A 702-nucleotide genomic window follows, 5' to 3' on the forward strand; every position below is an offset into this window, starting at 1 on the left:
TATAGATAACGTATTGCTAAGGTTAACGACGGTTAGATTCACCTCTTACACAGCACCTGGCATCCATACACGAATAAAGTTGTTCCGTTACTCGCTGTTGCTTTTCGCCAGTAATTGCAACAAACACTTGGCCGAAAGTCATAAACACACCGACGGCCATCAAAAATAGTAATCCTTTAGCGGTAATTGAAGATTGTTGCATCGCATCTTTGACTGCTTCATCAAGATAGTTTGTTTCAAACTGAAGTGGCTGTTCAAGTAAAGCCAATTGATTTGGGCCAAGATTTAAAGAAGCGGCAACATTTGAACGCGCATAGTCGTTTAACTGGACTTGCAAGTCATTTTGCCAAGACATTTTACCTTGAGAATATAAAGTCACTTGCTGCGGTAACGCCTGTGAAGCAAAGATCAATGCACCGTCAATATTGCCCGCTTTGACTTCAGCAATAAGCGCATCGTTCGATTTTGATTCTGTTCTAAACACAAAGTCATCGTTTAATTGAAGACCCTGTAATTCAATATTAGAGACGATTTGCTGCGGCTCAGGCTGATAAAGCACTTGGTTATGCCATAAATACATACCTAGCGCCACCAGCAACATAATTGATTTGCCAATGAGCTCTTGCTTCCATTTAAAGAATTGCATGAACTCCCATTTTCGTAGGTGCTGTGTAAGAGGTGAATCTAACCGTCGTTAACCTT

General features: G+C 40.9%; 1 protein-coding gene. It reads right to left on the minus strand.

Annotated elements, in window-relative coordinates:
* Nucleotides 1–22 precede the first annotated feature (22 nt).
* Nucleotides 23–646, minus strand: coding sequence for an ABC transporter permease family protein (locus ACXAC4_RS21300; RefSeq protein WP_475165192.1), 624 nt, complete (start codon nt 644–646; stop codon nt 23–25).
* Nucleotides 647–702 lie beyond the last annotated feature (56 nt).

The organism is Pseudoalteromonas sp. AWM4_233, from assembly GCF_056158285.1.

Bases quoted from the DNA above. Each gene is read 5' to 3' on its own strand.
- ACXAC4_RS21300 (WP_475165192.1), bottom strand. From the start codon at position 646: ATGCAATTCTTTAAATGGAAGCAAGAGCTCATTGGCAAATCAATTATG.